Origin of the sequence: Microlunatus flavus (assembly GCF_900110855.1) — a bacterium.
Classification (GTDB): Bacteria; Actinomycetota; Actinomycetes; order Propionibacteriales; family Propionibacteriaceae; genus Microlunatus; species Microlunatus flavus.
This window is the reverse complement of the sequence record NZ_FOFA01000007.1, coordinates 253,544-270,582: the sequence shown is the minus strand read 5'-3', so window position 1 is coordinate 270,582 and position 17,039 is coordinate 253,544. Positions and strand designations below refer to the sequence as shown.

Annotated in this window: 13 protein-coding genes; 11 read left to right on the top strand and 2 right to left on the bottom strand. The window is 73.7% G+C overall.

What is annotated here, in order from left to right:
* The first annotated feature begins 126 nt into the window (after positions 1 to 126).
* The 4 genes from lpdA to BMY04_RS16430 all read left to right on the top strand — a co-directional run bounded on the left by lpdA (position 127) and on the right by BMY04_RS16430 (position 5,244).
* On the top strand, positions 127 to 1,548 hold the full coding sequence (gene lpdA / locus BMY04_RS16445; protein WP_091183366.1) for a dihydrolipoyl dehydrogenase: 1,422 nt from the start codon (positions 127 to 129) through the stop codon (positions 1,546 to 1,548).
* A 187-nt stretch (positions 1,549 to 1,735) separates the two neighbouring features.
* A complete protein-coding gene (gene sucB / locus BMY04_RS16440; protein WP_091183362.1) occupies positions 1,736 to 3,727 on the top strand; it encodes a 2-oxoglutarate dehydrogenase, E2 component, dihydrolipoamide succinyltransferase in 1,992 nt (663 codons plus the stop codon).
* A gap of 37 nt (positions 3,728 to 3,764) precedes the next feature.
* The gene (locus tag BMY04_RS16435; RefSeq protein ID WP_091183358.1) at positions 3,765 to 4,679 is read left to right on the top strand and encodes a TIGR01777 family oxidoreductase; all 915 of its coding nucleotides are present in this window, start codon (positions 3,765 to 3,767) and stop codon (positions 4,677 to 4,679) included.
* 4 nt (positions 4,680 to 4,683) lie between these two features.
* A complete protein-coding gene (locus BMY04_RS16430) occupies positions 4,684 to 5,244 on the top strand; it encodes a GNAT family N-acetyltransferase (RefSeq protein ID WP_091183354.1) in 561 nt (186 codons plus the stop codon).
* 22 nt (positions 5,245 to 5,266) lie between these two features.
* Here the strand turns inward: BMY04_RS16430 and BMY04_RS16425 are convergent, their stop codons facing one another.
* Positions 5,267 to 7,891: a beta propeller repeat protein gene (locus tag BMY04_RS16425; protein ID WP_091183351.1), complete on the bottom strand. Its 2,625-nt coding sequence runs from the start codon at positions 7,889 to 7,891 to the stop codon at positions 5,267 to 5,269.
* A 196-nt stretch (positions 7,892 to 8,087) separates the two neighbouring features.
* Between BMY04_RS16425 and lipB the strand changes: the two genes are divergently transcribed.
* The 5 genes from lipB (at position 8,088) to BMY04_RS16400 (ending at position 13,178) form a co-directional block, all read left to right on the top strand.
* Positions 8,088 to 8,819, top strand: coding sequence for a lipoyl(octanoyl) transferase LipB (lipB, locus tag BMY04_RS16420; protein ID WP_091183345.1), 732 nt, complete (start codon positions 8,088 to 8,090; stop codon positions 8,817 to 8,819).
* A 450-nt stretch (positions 8,820 to 9,269) separates the two neighbouring features.
* Positions 9,270 to 10,313, top strand: a complete 1,044-nt coding sequence (locus BMY04_RS16415) for an ABC transporter ATP-binding protein (protein WP_091183341.1) — start codon at positions 9,270 to 9,272, stop codon at positions 10,311 to 10,313.
* Complete coding sequence (locus tag BMY04_RS16410; protein ID WP_091183337.1) at positions 10,310 to 11,290, top strand: ABC transporter permease subunit; 981 nt, start codon at positions 10,310 to 10,312, stop codon at positions 11,288 to 11,290. Before BMY04_RS16415 ends, BMY04_RS16410 begins: the two co-directional genes overlap by 4 nt.
* Positions 11,291 to 11,424: 134 nt before the next feature.
* Entirely contained in the window at positions 11,425 to 12,348 is a 924-nt protein-coding gene (gene lipA / locus BMY04_RS16405) for a lipoyl synthase (protein ID WP_198410221.1), read from the top strand.
* A complete protein-coding gene (locus BMY04_RS16400) occupies positions 12,348 to 13,178 on the top strand; it encodes a DUF4191 domain-containing protein (RefSeq protein ID WP_091183330.1) in 831 nt (276 codons plus the stop codon). The genes lipA and BMY04_RS16400 overlap by 1 nt, the downstream gene beginning before the upstream one ends.
* Positions 13,179 to 13,448: 270 nt before the next feature.
* Here BMY04_RS16400 and BMY04_RS16395 read toward each other — a convergent pair whose 3' ends face one another.
* Positions 13,449 to 13,859, bottom strand: coding sequence for a nitroreductase/quinone reductase family protein (locus tag BMY04_RS16395; protein ID WP_091183326.1), 411 nt, complete (start codon positions 13,857 to 13,859; stop codon positions 13,449 to 13,451).
* A 77-nt stretch (positions 13,860 to 13,936) separates the two neighbouring features.
* Here BMY04_RS16395 and BMY04_RS16390 point away from each other — a divergent pair, with 77 nt between their 5' ends.
* A complete protein-coding gene (locus tag BMY04_RS16390; protein WP_091183323.1) occupies positions 13,937 to 15,718 on the top strand; it encodes an ABC-F family ATP-binding cassette domain-containing protein in 1,782 nt (593 codons plus the stop codon).
* Positions 15,715 to 16,965 carry a kynureninase gene (kynU, locus tag BMY04_RS16385; RefSeq protein ID WP_091183321.1) on the top strand — a complete coding sequence of 417 codons (1,251 nt, stop codon included), beginning with the start codon at positions 15,715 to 15,717 and terminating at the stop codon, positions 16,963 to 16,965. Before BMY04_RS16390 ends, kynU begins: the two co-directional genes overlap by 4 nt.
* Positions 16,966 to 17,039: the final 74 nt, after the last annotated feature.

The following is a 17,039-nucleotide window of genomic DNA, read 5'->3' as shown; positions in this document are numbered from 1 at the left end:
GCGCCTTCCTCCTCGTTCGCGAACGAAGAACGTGTTCGCTCTCTCGTCGTCCAGGCACCGGCGCACGACCCGGCGGTGGCGGTCGAGCACCGGCCAGGGTGCTGGTGGTCGCGCGATACTTCACCCGTGAGTGACGACGCGTACGACCTGGTGGTGCTCGGGGCCGGCAGCGGCGGCTACGCCTGCGCGCTGCGGGCCGCCCAGCTGGGGCTGTCGGTCGCGCTCGTCGAGCGGGACCGCCTGGGCGGGACCTGCCTGCACTACGGCTGCATCCCCACCAAGGCGATCCTGCATGCGGCCGAGGTGGCCGACGCCGCGCGCGAGGGCGCGCGGATCGGGGTGCACGCCACCGTCGACAAGATCGACCTGGCCGGCGTCCGGGCGTACGCCGAGGGCGTCGTGGGCCGGCTGCACAAGGGCCTGACCGGGCTCATCTCCTCCCGCGGCATCACGGTGGTCGAGGGTGAGGGGCGCCTGGTGACCGGCGACGGCACGGCCCCCGCGGTCGTCGTGGTCACGGCCGACGGCGAGCGCACCCTCACGGGCGGTGCGGTCGTGCTCGCCACAGGTTCGCAGAGCCGGACCATCCCGGGCGTCGTGCCCGACGGCGAGCGGCTGCTGACCAGCACCGACGCGCTCCGCCTCGAGACCCTCCCGACGTCGGCCGTCGTGCTCGGCGGCGGCGTGATCGGCGTCGAGTTCGCGTCGGCCTGGCGCTCCTTCGGCGTCGAGGTGACCGTCGTCGAGGCGCTCGACCGGCTCGTGCCGGGCGAGGACCCCGCGTCGTCCGCCGCGCTGCTGCGAGCGTTCCGCAAGCGCGGCATCACCGTCCGCACCGCCAGCCCGGTCAGCGCCGTGGAGACGCTGCCGACCGGGGTGCGGGTCAGCCTCGACGACGAGGCGGGGACCACGCTCGAGGCCGACGTGGTCCTGGTCGCCGTCGGCCGCGGCCCGCGCTCGGCCGGGATGGGCTACGAGGAGGCCGGCGTCGGTCTGGACCGCGGGTTCGTCGAGGTCGACGAGCGCCTCGAGACCGCGGTGCCGGGCGTGTTCGCCGTCGGCGACCTCGTGCTGGGCCTGCAGCTGGCGCACCGCGGCTTCGCTCACGGCATCTTCGTCGCCGAGGAGGTCGCGCACCGCACGGGCCGCCTGGACCGGGCACCGGTGCTCGTCCCCGACGAGCAGGTCCCGCGCGTCACCTACAGCGACCCCGAGGTGGCCTCGGTGGGGCTGAGCGAGGCCGTGGCCCGGGAACGTTTCGGCGAGGTCGAGACGCAGACGTACGACCTCGCCGGCAACGGTCGCGCGCAGATCCTGCAGACCTCGGGCTTCGTCAAGCTGGTGCGCCGCAAGGACGGCCCCGTCGTCGGCGTGCACCTGGTCGGCGCGCGCGTGGGCGAGCTGATGGGCGAGGCCCAGGCCATCACGTCCTGGGAGGCCTGGCCCGAGGAGGTCGCCGCGCTGCCGCACGCGCACCCGACCCTCGACGAGGCGCTCGGCGAGGCCCACCTCGCGCTGGCCGGCAAGCCGCTGCACGCGCACCGCTGAACCGCGGCGGCCGTCGGCTCGCCGGGGGCCGCACAGGAGCCGGGCACGGTCCGGGCCGGAGGTGCACGGAACGCGGGGAGGCGCGGCACTAGGCTGACCCCGTCCTCGCCCGGCCGAGCCGGGCGACCACCACGGTCGAGCACTCGGACCAGGCCCAGCGCAGCGCGAGAAGGAGCACCACACCACCATGCCGACCTCTGTCACCCTTCCGGCCCTGGGCGAGAGCGTCACCGAGGGGACCGTCTCGCGCTGGCTGAAGCAGGTCGGCGACACCGTCGCGGAGGACGAGCCGCTCCTGGAGGTGTCGACCGACAAGGTCGACACCGAGATCCCCTCCCCCACCGCCGGCGTGCTGCTCGAGATCAAGGCCGCCGAGGACGAGACCGTCGAGGTCGGCGCCGTGCTGGCCGTCATCGGCAGCGCCGACGAGGCGCCGTCGGGTGATGGTTCCGAGGGGTCCGCGCAGGGTGGTGCCTCCGAGGAGCCCGCCTCCGGCGGGAACGACGCGGACGCCGAGATCGAGGCCGAGGACCCGACGCCCGTGAGCGGCGGCACCCCCGACAGCGGCGCGGGCGCCAACGCGGCCCGCCCCGAGGAGGTCGTCGCCGAGGCGGCGCAGGAGACCGGCGCCGGTGACCAGACCGGCGGGTCGGGCGGGTCGGGCTCCGGGCCGGCCGAGGGCACCGAGGTGCACCTGCCCGCGCTGGGCGAGAGCGTCACCGAGGGCACCGTGACCCGCTGGCTCAAGCAGGTCGGCGACTCCGTCGCGGCCGACGAGCCGCTGCTCGAGGTGAGCACCGACAAGGTCGACACCGAGATCCCGTCCCCGGCCGAGGGCACGCTGCTCGAGATCCGGGTCGCCGAGGACGAGTCCGTCGAGGTGGGTGCGGTCCTCGCGATCATCGGCGACGCCTCCGCCGCACCCTCGGCCCCGGCCGCCCCGGCCGCTCCCGCGGAGCAGCCGGCTCAGCAGCAGGCGAGCCCGCAGCAGCCCGCGCAGGACCAGGGTCAGGGCGCCCCGGCCGTGGCACCCGGCCAGCAGGCCGCGCCGACGGCCACCAGCGCGCCCGAGCCGCCCTCGTACAGCGAGGCCGACCGCAGCCGCGTCGGCCAGCCGAGCACCCCGAGCCGCCAGGACGCGCAGCCGGAGCAGCACGGCGCCACCGGGGGCGGCTCGCCCGCGCCCGTGGCCGGCGACCACGAGGGCTACGTCACGCCGCTCGTGCGCAAGCTCGCCCGCGAGCACGGCGTCGACCTGGCCTCCGTGACCGGCACCGGGGTCGGCGGCCGCGTCCGCAAGCAGGACGTCCTCGCCGCCGCCGAGGAGGCCCGCAAGGCCGCCGAGGAGGTCGCCAAGCAGGCCGCCGCCCCGGCTCCCGCCGCCGCACCGGCCGCCAGCGCGGCCCCGTCCGCCCCCGCGGCTCGCCCGTCGGCGCCGGCCGCCGAGCCGAGCGCCCTGCGCGGCACCACGGAGAAGATGTCGCGGCTGCGGTCGACCATCGCGCGCCGCATGGTCGAGTCGCAGCAGATCGCGGCGAGCCTGACCGCGACCGTGGAGGTCGACCTGACCGCGATCTCGCAGATCCGGGCCCGGGCCAAGGACGACTTCAAGCGCCGCGAGGGAGCGAGCCTGTCGTACCTGCCCTTCATCACCAAGGCCACCGTCGAGGCGCTCAAGGTCTTCCCGAAGGTCAACGCCACCATCGACACCGAGGCCGGGACGATCACCTACCCCGCCGCCGAGCACATCGGCATCGCGGTCGACACCGAGAAGGGCCTGCTGGTCCCGGTGATCAAGGACGCCGGCGACCTGAACATCGCCGGTCTGGCCAAGAAGATCGCCGACCTCGCGTCGCGGACGCGGGCCAGCAAGGTCACGCCGGACGACCTGAGCGGCGGCACCTTCACCATCACCAACTACGGCTCGGCCGGGACGCTGATGGACACCCCGATCATCAACCAGCCGCAGGTCGCGATCCTCGGCACGGGCGCGCTCGTAAAGCGCCCGGTCGTGCTGAACGTCCCCGGGGTCGGGGACACCATCGCGGTGCGCGACATGATGTACCTGTCCATGACGTACGACCACCGTCTCGTCGACGGCGCCGACGCCGCACGGTTCCTGAGCATGGTCAAGGCCCGGCTCGAGGGCGGCGACTTCGGCTCCGAGTTCGGGGTCTAGGCCCGGTGCGGGCACCGGCCGGCAGACGGGTACGCGCGTGACGACCTGGCTGCTCGCCGGCGCGTCCGGGTTCCTGGGCACCGCCCTGCGGGTCCGGCTCGCGACCGAGGGCGACGAGGTCCTGCGCCTCGTGCGGCGCGAGCCGGCGGCGCTCGGCGAGCGGCGCTGGGACCCGTCCGCGGGCGAGCTCGACCCGGCGGTGCTCGACGGCGTCGACGCCGTCGTGGACCTGGGCGGGGTCAACGTCTTCACCGGCCCGTGGACGCAGAGCCGGCGCGAGGCGATCCTGTCCTCGCGCGTGCAGACGACGTCGACGGTCGCCCGGGCCCTCGCGGCCCGCGGGACCGACGCGCCGGTGCTGCTGCAGGCCGGGGGCGTCGCCTGGTACGGCGGCCGGCGCACCGAGCAGCCGCACGTCGAGGGCGACCCCGCGGCCCCCGACTTCCTGGCGCAGGTCTGCGTCCGGTGGGAGGCCGCGGCGCAGGAGGCGGTCGACGCCGGCGTCCGGGTGGTGTTCCTGCGGACCAGCCCCGTGCTCGACCGCAGCGGCGGCCCCTTCGTCCCGATGCGGCTCGCCTGGTCGCTCGGGCTCGGCACCGTGCTCGGCGACGGCACCCAGCGGATGCCCCTGATCAGCCTGGCCGACTACCTCGGCGTGGTGCGCTGGGCCGCCGCGACCCCGCACGCCCAGGGCGCGTACAACCTGACGGTCCCCGAGCCGTGCACGAACGCCGAGTTCACCGACGCGCTCGCCCGCGCGCTGCACCGGCCGCGCCTGCTCAAGGCCCCGGCCGCCGTGCTGCGGCGCGCGCTCGGCGAGCTGTCCGGCCAGCTGCTGGACGACATGTGGGTGCTGCCGAAGCGGCTGCTCGACGACGGCTACGTCTTCGAGGCCCGCGACGTCGAGCAGACGGTCGCCGCCGCCCTGCAGGGCGCCAACCCCGCCGTCTGAGGCCGTGGCCGAGCGACCGGCGGGCCTCCGCGTCGAGCTCCGGCTCGTCCGCCCCGACGACGCCGCCGCGCTCGCGGCGCTCCTGGTGCGCAACCGGGAGGCGCTCGCCCCCTGGGACCCGGTGCGGCCCGCGGCGTACTTCACCGAGGCGGGTCAGCGCCGGGGCATCACCGAGGCGCTGGGCCACCACGCCGCCGGCGCGTCGTTCCCGGGGCTCGTCCTCGTGGACGGGCGCGCGGCCGGACGCGTGAACCTCAACAACGTGGTCCACGGCGCCTTCCGCTCCACCGACCTCGGCTACTGGCTCGACGCCGCCGTCCACGGCCGTGGCGTCGCGACGACGGCGGTGCGGGCGGTCCTGCGCGTCGCGTTCGACGAGCTCGGCCTGCACCGCGTGCAGGCCGGCACCCTCGTGCACAACCACGCGTCGCGCCGCGTGCTGGCCAAGAACGGCTTCAGCGAGATCGGCCTCGCGCCGCGCTACCTCCAGATCGCCGGGCGCTGGCAGGACCACGTCCTGCACCAGCGGTTGGCCGACGACCCGGAGCCCCGCGGCGCGCGGTAGGAACGCCACGGGGCCGACCGGGTCAGCTCGCGGGCAGCTTCAGCCGCCACGTCCCCCGGCCGTGGGTGCCGGCGACGAGCTCGCCGCCCGAGGTGACCTGGAGGTCCCACACGGTGACCTCCGGCAGGCCCTTGTCGAGGGCGTACCAGCTGGTCGGGGTGGCGACGGACCGGCCGCCCGCGGTCGCCTTCGCCCCTGCGGCGGCGGCCGGAGCCGGCGTCGACGTCGACCGGTCGACACCGAACACGCCCACCTCGGTCCCCGCGACGAGCTGCGAGCCGGCGATCGCGACCGTGTAGACGGGGGCGTCGGGCAGGGTGCCGCTGACGTCGGTCCAGGAGCCACCGCCGTCGCGCGACTCGAAGACGTGCCCCTGGCCGGCGTCGGGGATCCACCGCCGGCTGTACGAGCCGACGCTGACGTAGACGTGCGCGGGGTTGGCCGGGTCGACCGCGATCGAGGTGAGGTAGCGGTTCGGGATCCCGTCGAGCGGCACGGTGTGCCACGAGCCGCCGACGTTCGTGGCCAGACCACGCTCGAACGGTGCGTCCTCCTCGGGGTTGCAGGGTCCGCACCAGGCGGCGTAGGTCGTCCCGCCGCTCACGCCGAGCGCCGTCACCTGGTGGCCCTCGCCCGTGTCGTAGACCTTCTTCCAGTCGCACCCCGCGCTGTCGCAGGTCGTCGCCCACGACTTGGTGTCGATCCAGACGTACTGCCCGCCGGCCACCCAGTGGTCGGGGTCGTGCACGTCCATCTCGATCGGGGCGATGAAGCGCGGGTTGGGGTCGCACGTCTTCGGCGGGTCCGTGGCCGTCAGGCAGGAGGGCGAGATCTCGGTCTGGGTCTGCCCGCCGTCGGTGGTCCTCCACATGTCGAGGTTCGTGTACTCCATCACCGCGCGGTCGCCGGCCCGCGGGTCGACGAGGGTGTCGCCCCCGTCTCCGGTGAAGGCCTGCTCGACCTGCTTCAGGTTGGTCCGTGCGTACGACTCGCCGTTGTCCTGCAGGCCGCCCCAGTACGCGGTCTCCTTGCCGACCGGACCCGCGGCGACGGAGAAGTTCTGCAGGGTGTGCAGGTCGGCGTTCAGGTTCGTCCAGCGACCGCGGCTGTGCTGCGACGTCGGGCGGCGCCAGACCCCGCCGTCGTTGCCCGCCCAGAACTGACCGCGGTAGATCATCCCCGCGTGCTGGTCGGGGTGAGTGGTCGGCGGGCAGTCGTAAGGGTCGCCGTCGGCCTGCTCGCAGCTGATGTCGTAGTTCCAGTACGGGCCGACCGTGGCCCAGCTGGCACCCCCGTCGGTGGACTCGAAGACCTCCTCCAGCTGCAGGTAGAGGTGGTCGGCGTCCTTCGGGTCGGCCACGATGTTCTGGTTGTACCAGGCCTGCACGCCCGGGTAGTAACCGCTGGTCAGATCGCCCAGCGCCGAGCCGGACGCCGCCAGCTTGTCCACGTCCGCGATCCGGCTCCACGGACCGGCCGGGTCGCCGCTGCGCGAGACGAAGACCCCCTGACCGCTCAGGTCGCCGGTGCTGGAGTCGGCGACCACGGCGTACAGGCGGCCCTGGGAGGACGACAGCGTGGTGCGAGCGACCGTCTTGGCGTCGATGTCGCCCGTCAGCCCGACGCGGGCGAAGCTGCCCGCACCACCGCTGCCCACGTAGAAGCCGTTGCGTCCCACGTCCGGCGGGTCGCTGAAGCCCATCCAGCCCACGACCGCCAGCACCTCGCGACCACGCGAGCCCGGCACCGCGATGACGTCGGTGACGTCGGAGGTGGGCGGGTAGAGCGCGGGACCGCCCGGCTGCAGCACCGCGGTCCACGCCGTGGTCCGCGACGCGGTGCGCGAGCGGCGGAACAGCCCGTGCGTGGTGGCGGCGTACACGTAGCTGCCGATCCAGGAGATCCGGTGGACGCCGGCTCCGTCGATCTCGTGCCCGCCCACCCGCCGCCAGGTCTTCGACCCACGCTTCTGCTGGTAGACCCCGACGCCGTACTGGCTCTCGGCGGAGTTGTTCGGCTCCCCGGTCCCCACCCACAGCGAGTCGTCCTTCGGCGAGGTCGCCAGCGCCCCCACGGCGAGGCGGGGCAGCCCCTTGTCATCGGTCGTCCAGGTCTTGCCCCGGTTGCCCGTGCGCCAGACCCCGCCGCTCGCCGACCCGGCCCAGACCGAGCCACCGCGGGCCGTGAAGGCCGTCATCCGGCCGGTGACGACACCCCACCCGACGCCGTAGTTCTGGCCGCGCCCGACCGGGTCGTTCAGGAAAGGCTTGTCGGTGACCTCGTCCCAACGCCTGCCTCGGGAGGGCAGCGCCGCGGCCGCGCGGTGCGCCTCCAGGAGCCCGGCGGCCGGAGCCACGGCGGCCGGTGCCGCGACGATGGACTGCTCGTACGCCGCCCGGGCACGCAAGGCGCCCGCTTCGTCCTCGTCCTCCTCCCCGCCCTGCTCACCTGCGTCGGCCTGCCGGTTCGCGTGGTGGTCGAGCGCGGCCGCGCGCTGCGGGACCGCCAGCTGCTTGTGCAGCATCGTCACCGCCTGACGCTTGTGCGGGTGCCCGGCCGCATCGGCCGGGGCGACGAACGCCGTGACGGTCAGCGTCGCCAGCGTGGCGACGAGGACGACCGGGACCGAGCGCAGACGAGAAGGCACGGGGCACCCCTTCTGGTCCCTGTGAAGCGGGTCGGCTGGCCCGGTGCACGCAGGACGGCGCATGCCAACCTCGTCCTCTGAGGGAGGGCTGTCAAGATGCTGAGAAGAACTAATCGAGGACGCAGCCGCCGCCCTCGGTCCGAGGCGTCCGCCGCTCGCGACGGGCGGTGCCGGCGCGCGTCCTAGACTCGCGGCCGTGAGCCTCGACGTGCGCTACCTCGGTCTCGGCGGGGACCCCGTGGACTACCGCGAGGCGTGGGACCTCCAGCACCGCCTGCACGCGGAGGTGGTCGCGGGCCAGGCACCCGACACCCTGCTCCTGCTCGAGCACGCGCCGGTCTACACCGCCGGCAAGCGGACCGAGCCGCACGAGCGGCCCCTCGACGGCACGCCCGTCATCGACGTCGACCGCGGCGGCAAGATCACCTGGCACGGACCGGGACAGCTCGTCGGCTACCCCCTCGTCCGGCTGCCCGAGGCGTTCGGCGTCGTCGACTACGTGCGCCGCCTCGAGCAGGCACTCATCGACGCCCTCGCCGAGGTCGGCCTGTCGACCGGCCGGGTCCCCGGGCGGTCCGGCGTCTGGCTCGCGGCCGACCCGTCGAACGGCCGTCCCGAGCGCAAGGTCGCCGCCATCGGCGTCCGCGTCGCCGGGGGCGTGACCATGCACGGGTTCGCGCTGAACGCCGACCCCGACATGCGGGCGTACGACCGGATCGTCCCCTGCGGGATCGCCGACGCCGGCGTCACGTCGATCACCGCCGAGCTCGGCTCCTCCCCCGCGCTCACCTCGCTGGCGTACGTCCTCGTGCCCCACCTCGAGCGCCTGCTCGCCTTCGAGCCGTACGAGCGCACGCCCGACGTCGCCGACCTCGCGCCAGCCGCGTCGTCCGGCGTGACGTACGGGCTGACGGCGTCCGTCCGCTGAGCCCTCGCGCGTTCCGCGCCCCCGTTCAGCCGACCGTGCATTTCACGTTGACGTGAGATACACGTGCTCAGCCAGCTCTGCAGGGCGGGCAGAGCACGAGGAACCTGAGCCAAGTGGCCTCGTCGGCGACACGCGAGGCTGTACGCGGCGACGCTCCCTGAGCCTGCCGAAGGGCCCGGAACGGGTCGACGTCGCCTGTGCCCGGTCGAGAACGCCAACCTCTTCGAGGCCCTTCGACAAGCTCAGGGAGCGTTCCGAGCCGTCGACGAGCTCAGGGAGCGTTCCGCCCTTCGACGAGCTGATGGAGCGTTCCGCGCGCGGCGTCGGCCTGGGACCAGGGTCTGACCCGCGGTGTCCCACGGAGGGACGACAGGTCGCGCGCGTCCCGCGAGGGTGGGACCCCCCGGCCGCTAGCGTGAGCGGCCCCGACCCCCGAGCAGAGGGTGACCCATGACGACGAGCGCTGCCCCGCGGCACGCCCGCGCCCCGGAGCTGGCCGTGTCCACGACCGGCCTGCGCAAGACCTACCGCACCCGCAAGGGCCGCCGCGTGGCCGTCGAGGGCCTCGACCTGCACGTCCCGCGCGGCGGGGTGCACGGCTTCCTCGGCCCGAACGGTTCCGGCAAGACCACCACCATCCGGATGCTGCTGGGCCTGGTCCGGCCCGACTCGGGGTCGATGACGCTCTTCGGCAAGCCCGTCCCCGCCCAGCTGCCCGCCGTCGTCGACCGGGTCGGCGCGATCGTCGAGCAGCCCAAGTTCTTCCCCGCCTTCACCGCGCGCCGCAACCTCGAGCTGCTGGCCGCCGGGATCGGTGCGCCGAAGCAGCGGGTCCCGGAGGTGCTCGCCGAGGTCGGCCTGGGCGAGCGCGGCGGGGACCGCTTCCGCTCGTACTCGCTCGGCATGAAGCAGCGGCTCGCGATCGCCGGCACCCTGCTCAAGGACCCGGAGCTGCTGATCTTCGACGAGCCGACGAACGGTCTCGACCCGGCCGGCATCCACGAGATCCGCCAGACGATGCGCGGCCTGGCCGACGCCGGACGCACCGTCCTCGTCTCCAGCCACATCCTCAACGAGGTCCAGCAGGTCGCCGACACCGTGACGATCATCGGTCGGGGCCGGCTGCTCGCCGAGGGTGACGTCGACGCGATCCTCGCCCGCGGCGGGACGGAGGCGGTCCGGGTCCGCGTCCCCGACCCGGCCGCGGCCGCGGAGGTCCTGGCGCGCGTGGGCTTCGCTCCGTCGCCGGGCGACCCCGGAACCGTGCTCGTCCGCTCGGGCGCCCCCGGGGTGCCGCTGGACTCCGCCCAGGTCAACCGCGCGCTCGCCGACCACGGCATCTACCTCGCCGAGCTCGTCTGGCAGCGCCCCGACCTGGAGGAGGTGTTCCTCAGCCTCACCGCCGAGGAGCACCTGGGGGCGGGCGCACCGAGAGCCGCTCCACCCGCACCGCTCGCGCCGACGGCCCCGCGCCGTAGCGGGGGCCGGTCGTGAACGACCTCGTCCGCCTCACCGCCGCCGAGCTGACCCGCCTCCGCTCCCGGCGCGTCAGCATCGTCGCCGCCGTCGTCGTGCTGGCCGCCGTCGCGCTGTTCCAGGTGCTCATCCACTCCGAGGTCGCCCCGACGGCCGCGGCGCAGGCCAGCGCGCGGCAGGCGTACGAGGCCGCGCAGCAGACCTGGCAGGCCCAGCACACGCAGTCGGTCGCCGAGTGCGTCCGGCAGGGCGGCGGCACCCAGGAGGAGTGCGAGTCCTACGACCCGGCCCCGACGGAGGCCGACTTCCAGGTCACACCGCCGCCCTTCGACCAGGTCGGCGTGGCCGGCGTCAGCACCGCGACGTACCTGTCGCTCTTCGCCGCGTTCCTCATCGGCGCGTCCTTCATCGGCGCCGAGTACGCCACCGGCTCGCTCGCCAACTGGCTCACGTTCGTCCCCCGGCGGCTCGAGGTGTTCGCCTCGAAGGGCGTCGCCGTGCTGCTGGCGTCCGCCCTGCTCGGGGCGGTCGCCGTGTTCGCCACGCTCGGACTCACCGCGGCGCAGGTGGCCGGGCACGGCGAGCCGCTCGTCCGGGCCGGGCACGTGGCGGCCGCCGGCGGCCGGGCCGTGGTCATGGTGGCGCTGGCCGGCGTCGCCGGCTACGTCATCGCCCTCCTGACCCGGCACACGGTCGCGGCGATCGCCGTGCCCCTCGGCTACGGACTGGTGCGGACGGTCGTCGCGGGCTTCACCTCCGACGTCGACGCTCCGCTCGCGTGGCTCCCGCCCTACCTGCCCGAGCTCAACCTGCAGGCGTTCCTCGAGCACGGCGTGACGTACACCCAGTACCGCAGCACGCTGGCGGACGGCAGCGACTACACCGAGATCGAGAAGCACGTCTCGTTCGGCCACAGCGGCCTCTACTGGCTCACGCTGGCGGTCGTGGCCGTCGTGGCCGGCGCGCTCGTCTTCCGCCGCCGCGACGTCACCTGAGGTCGAGGTCCGACCCGGGAACTTCCGCGGCCGCACGCCCGTGACAGGTGCGTACGGCGGCGGAAGTCCCGGCCTGGCGCCTGCGCGCCGGCGGGTATCGTGACGGGGTGACCGTGACGCCCGAGGGACGCAAGATGCTCCGGCTGGAGGTCCGCAACGCCGCGGTCCCGATCGAGAAGAAGCCGGCCTGGATCAAGACCACCGCGAAGATGGGCCCCGAGTACCGCGAGCTCCAGCAGCTCGTGAAGTCCGAGGGCCTGCACACCGTCTGCCAGGAGGCGGGCTGCCCCAACATCTTCGAGTGCTGGGAGGACCGCGAGGCGACCTTCCTCATCGGGGGCGACCAGTGCACCCGGCGCTGCGACTTCTGCCAGATCGACACCGGCAAGCCCGCCGACCTCGACACGGGCGAGCCGCTCCGCGTCGCCGAATCGGTGCAGAAGATGGGCCTGAACTACGCGACCATCACCGGCGTCTGCCGCGACGACCTGCCCGACGAGGGCGCCTGGCTCTACGCCGAGACGATCCGCAAGGTGAAGGAGCTCAACCCGGGCACCGGCGTCGAGATGCTGGCCCCGGACTTCTCCAGCAACACCGACTACCTGGACCAGCTGTTCGCCGCCGGCCCCGCGGTGTTCGCGCACAACGTCGAGACCGTGCCGCGGATCTTCAAGCGCATCCGTCCCGGCTTCCGCTACGAGCGGTCCCTCGGCGTGCTCCGCTACTCGCGCGCCGCCGGCATGGTGACCAAGTCCAACCTCATCCTCGGCATGGGCGAGACCCGCGAGGAGGTCTCCGAGGCGCTGCGCGACCTGCACGAGGCCGGCACCGAGATCATCACCATCACGCAGTACCTGCGGCCCTCGCCGCGCCACCACCCGGTCGACCGCTGGGTCAAGCCGGAGGAGTTCGTCGAGCTCGCGGCCGAGGCGAAGGAGATCGGCTTCGCCGGGGTCCTGAGCGGGCCGCTCGTGCGCTCGTCCTACCGCGCCGGCCGCCTCTACCGCGAGGCCCTCTCCTCGCGCGACAACCTGTCTCCCGAGGAGGCTGCCCGCTGATGGCGGACCGCAGGACGACGACCCGTACGGGGTCGACCGCTGTGACCCCGGCCAAGACCGCTCCGGCGCCCAGCGCCAAGGAGACCAAGGCCCTGGCCAAGCAGGCCAAGGTCGCGGAGAAGCAGCGCCGCAAGAGCTCGACCGACCCGGCCGACATGGGCCGTTTCAAGCAGATCGGGCAGGCCTACAAGGTCACCCGCGAGTTCGACCCGCAGCTGCCGTGGGTGCTGCTGACCGCGTTCCTGCTGCCGGTGGTCGTCGGTGTGGTCGTCGGCCTGCTGTGGGACCACCTGGTCTACCTGATCGTCATGGGCCTGCTGGTCGGCCTGCTGCTGGCGATGATGATGCTCGTGCGGCGCGCCAAGCGGGCGACGTACAAGCGCTACGCCGGCCAGACGGGTTCGGCCGAGGTCGCGCTGTCGATGCTGCCGAAGCAGTGGGTGTCGACGCCCGTCGTCGCCGCCAACCGTCAGCGCGACGTCGTGCACCGCACCATCGGTCCGGGCGGCCTGGTGCTGATCGGCGAGGGCGAGGCCGGCCGGGTCCGCCAGCTCCTGCAGGGCGAGGCCCGCAAGCACGAGCGCGTGGCGTACGGCATCGCCGTCACGACCCTGGTCATGGGCGACGCCCCCAACCAGGTCCCGCTCGACAAGCTGGCCGACCGGATCCGCAAGCTGCCGAAGGTCCTCCAGCCCAACCAGGTCACCGACCTCAAGCAGCGCCTCCGCGCCCTCGACGCCGTACGCCCCGTCGTCGGCATGCCCAAGGGCCCCATGCCCGGCGACCCGCGCCACGTCCGCGGCGCCCGCCAGGCGACGCGCGGGCGGTAGGGCGCGAGAACGGGAGAACGCTCCCTGAGCTCGTCGAAGGGCCTCGAAGAGGTCGGCGTTCCTCCACGTCGGGGAAGAACGCCAACCCGTTCCGGGCCCTTCGACAGGCTCAGGGAGCGTTCTCGTTCCGGGCCCTTCGACAGGCTCAGGGAGCGTTCTCGTTCCGAGCCCTTCGACAGGCTCAGGGAGCGTTCTCGTTCCGAGCCCTTCGACAGGCTCAGGGAGCGTTCTCGTTCCCGACCCGTCGACAGGCTCCGGGGGCGTCCTGCGTCAGCGGACCGGTGTGAGCTTCAGCACCGGGATCGTCCGCGTCGTCTTCTCCTCGTACGACCGGAACCCCTCCGACATCGCCTTGAAGCGTTCCCACGCGGCGTCACGCTCCGCGCCCTTGAGCTCGGTCACGTGCACCTGCTCGTCGCCGTCGGGCGTCTCGATGCGGACGTCGGGGTGGGCGAGCAGGTTGTAGAACCAGTCGGGGTTGTCCGGGGCGCCGCCCTTGGACGCGGCGATGAGGCGCGAACCGTCCTCGTCGCGGATGTTCGCCACCGGGCTGATGCGCTCGGTGCCGCTCCTGGCGCCGAGGTGGTGCACGAGCACCAGCCCGCGGCCGAACCCCATGGTCGTCACCGTGCCGCCGTTGGCACGGAACTCGTCGATGATCTGCTGGTTCCAGTCGCTCACGGCGCCATCATCGCGCCGTCCGCGCACGTTGTCAGCACCCCCGACCCACCTCGTGGACGTGGAAGACTGGGCCGGTCATGGTCAGCCTCGTCAACGCCGAACGTCTCACGATCACCTTCGGGACCCGTACGCTCCTCGACTCCGTCAGCCTGGGCCTGTCCCGCGGCGACGTCATCGGGGTGGTCGGGCGCAACGGTGACGGCAAGACCACCCTGCTCAAGATCCTGACCGGCGAGGCCGAGCCCGACTCGGGCCGCGTCACCCAGACCGGTCGGGTCTCGGTCGGCTACCTGCACCAGACCGACGACGTCCCCCCGGGCACCACGGTCCGCTCGATCATCGTGGACGGCGAGCCCGACCACGTCTGGGCGGCCGACGCCGGTACTCGCTCGGTCGTCGAGCACCTGCTGGCCGACGTCGACCTCGACACCGAGCTCACCACGCTCTCCGGTGGCGAGCGCCGCCGCGTCGCGCTCACCGAGCTGCTCCTGGGCGACCACGACCTGCTCGTCCTCGACGAGCCCACGAACCACCTGGACGTCGAGGCCGTCGCCTGGCTCGCCGACGCGCTGAACGCCCTCCAGCAGCGCTCCGTCGCGATGCTCGTGGTGAGCCACGACCGGTGGTTCCTCGACGCGATCTGCACCCGGATCTGGGAGGTGCACGACGCCCGCGTCGACGCGTACGACGGCGGCTACGCGGCGTACGTCCTCGCCCGCGCCGAGCGGGCCCGGCAGGCCAGCGCCAACGAGGCCCGCCGCCAGAACCTGCTGCGCAAGGAGCTCGCGTGGCTGCGGCGCGGCCCGCCCGCGCGCACGTCCAAGCCGCAGTTCCGCATCGACGCGGCCAACGCCCTCATCGCCGACGAGCCGCCAGCCCGGGACCGCTTCGAGCTGCAGCGCTTCGCGACGAGCCGGCTCGGCAAGGACGTCTTCGACCTCAAGCACGTCCACCTGGAGGTCGGGCACCCGCCGAAGGTGCTGCTGGAGGACCTCACCTGGTCCATCGGTCCGGGCGACCGGATCGGCCTCGTCGGCGTGAACGGCGCCGGCAAGACGTCGCTGCTGCGCCTGCTCACCGGCGAGGCCCAGCCCACCTCGGGCACGGTCAAGCAGGGCAAGACCCTGAACGTCGGCCACCTCGGGCAGACGCTGATGCAGCTCGGCGGCCTCACCGGCTCCGAGCGCGTGCTCGAGTCGGTGGAGGGCGTGCGGCGCCAGGTCCAGGTCGCGACCGGCAAGGAGGTGACGGCCAGCAGCCTGCTGGAGGGCTTCGGCTTCACCGGCAACAAGCTGACCACGCGGCTCGACGACCTCTCCGGCGGGGAGCGTCGCCGGCTGCAGCTGCTGCGCCTGCTGCTCGCCGAGCCGAACGTGCTGCTCCTCGACGAGCCGACGAACGACCTCGACATCGACACGCTGAACGTCGTCGAGGACTACCTCGACGGCTGGCCGGGCACGCTCGTCGTGGTCAGCCACGACCGCTACTTCCTCGAGCGGGTCTGCGACGTCACGTACGCGCTGATGGGCGACGGGACCTGCGTCCTGCTGCCGGGCGGCGTCGAGCAGTACCTCGAGGTGCGTCGTCAGCGGGCCGCCGCCGGCGACCTGCCGAGCGGACCCGCCTCGGGCGCACCGAGCGCCAGCGCCGACCTCCGCGCCGCCCGCAAGACGATGTCGCGCGTGGAGTCGCAGATCGGCAAGGTCGACCGCCGGATCGCCACGCTGCACGACCAGATGGCCAAGGCTGCGGCCGACTACGGCAAGCTCGCCGACCTGCAGCGCGAGCTCGACGCGGCCATGGCGGAGAAGGACGACCTCGAGCTCGCCTGGCTCGAGGCCGCCGAGCTCGTCGGGTGACCAGCCGCGAGGACTGCGACCGCCGCGACGCCCAGGACGCCCTGGCCGCGTTCCGCGACGAGTTCGTCCTGCCCGAGGGCGTGGTCTACCTCGACGGCAACTCGCTCGGCGCACGCCCGCGGGCGGCCGCCGCCCGCGCCGCGCAGGTCGTCGAGGAGGAGTGGGGCCAGGACCTCATCGGCAGCTGGAACACGGCGGGCTGGTGGGAGCTGCCCGGTCGCCTGGGAGACCGGCTCGCGCCGCTGATCGGGGGCGCACCGGGCACCACGCTCGTCACGGACACGACGACGGGCAACCTGTTCAAGGCGCTCGCGGCGGCCCTGTCCATCCAGGCCGAGCGGGCGCCGGGGCGCCGCGTGATCGTCAGCGAGCGCGACAACTTCCCCACCGACCTCTACGTCGCCGCCGGCCTGGCCGAGCTCCTCGGCCGCGGGCACGAGCTCCGGCTCCTCGACTCCCCGGACGCGCTCGACGCGGCCCTGGCCGACGGGCCGGCCGTCGTCACGCTCAGCCACGTGAACTACCGCACCGGCGCGTTGTGGGACCTGGCCGACGTCACCGCCCGGGTCCACGCCGCGGGTGCCCTGGTCGTCTGGGACCTCGCGCACTCCGTCGGCGCGCTGCCGATCGACCTGACCGGCGCCGACGCCGACCTCGCCGTCGGCTGCACGTACAAGTACCTCAACGGCGGGCCCGGCTCGCCGGCGTTCCTCTGGGTCCACCCGCGGCACGCGGGATCCGGCACCTCCGCCCTGCCCGGCTGGTGGGGCCACGCCCGCCCGTTCGCCATGGAGCCGACCTTCGAGCCCGCGACGGGCGTCGCCCGGTTCCTCGCCGGCACGCAGCCGGTCGTCTCGCTCGCCCTCGTCGAGTGCGGCCTCGAGATCGCCGCCCGTGCCGACCTCGCCGCGGTGCGGGCCAAGTCGCTGGCCCTGGGCGACCTCTTCCTCGACCTCGTCGAGCAGCGCTGCGGCGACCACCCGCTGAGGCTCGTCACGCCCCGCGAGCACGACCGCCGCGGCAGCCACCTCACGCTCGCGCACCCCGACGCGTACGCCGTCGTCCAGGCCCTCATCGCCCGCGGCGTCGTCGGCGACTACCGCGAGCCGGACTGCATGCGCTTCGGCCTGACGCCGCTCTACCTGCGGTTCGTCGACGTCTGGGACGCGGTGGACGTCCTGGCCGACGTGCTCGACTCCCGTGCGTACGCGGAGCCCCGGTTCCGCGAGCGTTCCACGGTCACCTGACGCTGCCCGACAACGCTCCCTGAGCTCGTCGAAGCGGTGCCCTGAGCCTGTCGAAGGGGGCCTCGAAGAGGTCA

Coding starts and splice junctions, on each gene's coding strand:
- BMY04_RS16400 (WP_091183330.1), top strand. CDS start 12,348: ATGGCGGACCGCAGGACGACGACCCGTACGGGGTCGACCGCTGTGACC.
- lipA (WP_198410221.1), top strand. CDS start 11,425: ATGCTCCGGCTGGAGGTCCGCAACGCCGCGGTCCCGATCGAGAAGAAG.
- BMY04_RS16415 (WP_091183341.1), top strand. CDS start 9,270: ATGACGACGAGCGCTGCCCCGCGGCACGCCCGCGCCCCGGAGCTGGCC.
- BMY04_RS16390 (WP_091183323.1), top strand. CDS start 13,937: ATGGTCAGCCTCGTCAACGCCGAACGTCTCACGATCACCTTCGGGACC.
- sucB (WP_091183362.1), top strand. CDS start 1,736: ATGCCGACCTCTGTCACCCTTCCGGCCCTGGGCGAGAGCGTCACCGAG.